This is a genomic window from Candidatus Pelagibacter communis (genome assembly GCF_001179925.1).
In the GTDB taxonomy this organism is placed as follows: domain Bacteria; phylum Pseudomonadota; class Alphaproteobacteria; order Pelagibacterales; family Pelagibacteraceae; genus Pelagibacter; species Pelagibacter ubique_E.
Map to the genome: position 1 here is coordinate 1 of NZ_CVSF01000018.1, position 1841 is coordinate 1841.

Sequence of the window (1841 nt, forward strand, 5' to 3'; positions counted from 1 at the left end):
AAGGTGGCGTTTTTCCGAAATGATTACAAGGTTCTAATGTTACATACATTTTTGAACCCGACAAATCTTCAAAAGAATTATTAATCGCATTAATTTCAGCATGAGGTCTTCCGTTAAGACCAGTTTGACCAACAGATAATAAATTATTATTTTTAACTATTACACAACCTACTGATGGATTATCACCAGTTAATCCTTTTCGAGCTCTTGCTAAATTTAAAGCAAGTCTCATAAAATTTTTATCTTTTAATGTGAATTTATCTTTTTTTGAAGACATCTATTTTGTCCACAAATTGCACAAAATCTTTTTCTTCTCTAAAGTTCCTATACACAGAGGCAAATCTTACATATGCAACTGGATCAAGTTCTTTTAAACCTTCCATTACCATTGTTCCAATTGTATTACTTGAAATCTCACTTTGACCAAGTTCTTCTAAAGATCTTGATATTCGGCTTATAAATTTTTCAACTGTTTCGGAATCTAGAGGTCTTTTCTTTAAAGCAATATAAATAGATTTCGCAAGTTTATCTCTATCAAATGTTGATTTTCTTCCATTTTTTTTAACTACCATTAGCTCTCTATATTGAATTCTTTCAAAAGTAGTAAATCTCTCTCCACATGAACAAAGTCTTCTTCTTCTTATAGCGGTACCATCTTCAGTTGGTCGCGAGTCTACAACTGAAGTCTCACCTTTTTTTTCACAAGGACAAATCATTTATTTAAATTTTTATAAATTGGAAAAGAAGAGCATAAATTGATAACTTCTTCTTTAACTTCATCCTCAATTTTACTGTTGTCATTTGGATTTTCAGATAAGCCTTTAATAACTTTTGTTATTAATTCACCAACTTTTTCAAATTCTTTTAAACCAAATCCTCTTGTTGTAGCTGCTTGAGAACCTAATCTTATTCCAGAGGTAATCATAGGTTTTTCTGTATCAAATGGTATACCATTTTTATTACAAGTTATATTAGCTCTACACAAACTTTCTGAAGCAGTATTTCCTTTAACATTAAAAGGTCTTAAATCAACTAACATTAAGTGAGTATCGGTTCCTCCAGAATAAATTTTGAAACCGTTATTTTTTAATGTTTCGGCTAATATTTTTGCATTTGCTAAAACATTCTTAATATAAGTTTGAAACTCAGGTTTTAATGCCTCAAAAAAACCTGCTGCTTTAGCAGCAATTATATGCATTAAAGGACCACCTTGATAACCAGGAAAAACAGCGGTATCAAATTTTTTACCAAGATCAATATCATTCGAAAGTATTATACCGCCTCTCGCACTTCTAAAAACTTTATGTGTTGTAGATGTTACAACATGAGCATAATCACATGGATTAGGATAACCTCTGCCTGCAACTAAGCCTGAGAAATGAGCCATGTCTACCATTAAATAAGCTCCAACTTTGTCAGCTATTTCTCTAAATCTTTTAAAATCAATTACTCTAGAATAAGCACTACCTCCTGCAATAATAAGTTTTGGTTTATGTTCTAAAGCTAATTTTTCAACATTGTCATAATCAATTAGTTCAGAATTCTTATCTACATCATAACTAATTGCATTAAACCATTTTCCTGACATAGAAATCTTTAATCCATGAGTAATATGACCTCCTGAATTTAAACTCATTCCCATAAATGTATCGTTAGGTTTCAATAAGGCTAAAAATACTGCTCCATTTGCTTGAGCTCCCGAATGGGGTTGTACATTTGCATATTTACAATTAAAAAGTTTTTTTATTCTTTCTAGAGCTAATTGTTCAGCAACGTCTACATGCTCACATCCGTTATAATATCTTTTACCAGGATAACCTTCTGCATATTTATTTGTCAAA

The 1841-nt window shown here is 30.9% G+C and carries 3 protein-coding genes; all 3 read right to left on the minus strand.

What is annotated here, in order from left to right; translation table 11 throughout:
* Positions 1-277: deaminase (locus AMN70_RS01080; protein WP_256998014.1), on the minus strand; the 277-nt coding region annotated here is incomplete at its 3' end.
* Positions 258-716: a transcriptional regulator NrdR gene (gene nrdR / locus AMN70_RS01085; protein ID WP_075501172.1), complete on the minus strand. Its 459-nt coding sequence runs from the start codon at positions 714-716 to the stop codon at positions 258-260. The genes nrdR and AMN70_RS01080, both read right to left, overlap by 20 nt.
* A partial coding sequence (glyA, locus tag AMN70_RS01090; protein ID WP_075501173.1) for a serine hydroxymethyltransferase occupies positions 713-1841 on the minus strand: 1129 nt, incomplete at its 5' end. The genes glyA and nrdR, both read right to left, overlap by 4 nt.

What these genes read in the sequence shown, in the direction of transcription:
- nrdR (WP_075501172.1), bottom strand. Translation starts at nt 716, where the DNA reads ATGATTTGTCCTTGTGAAAAAAAAGGTGAGACTTCAGTTGTAGACTCG.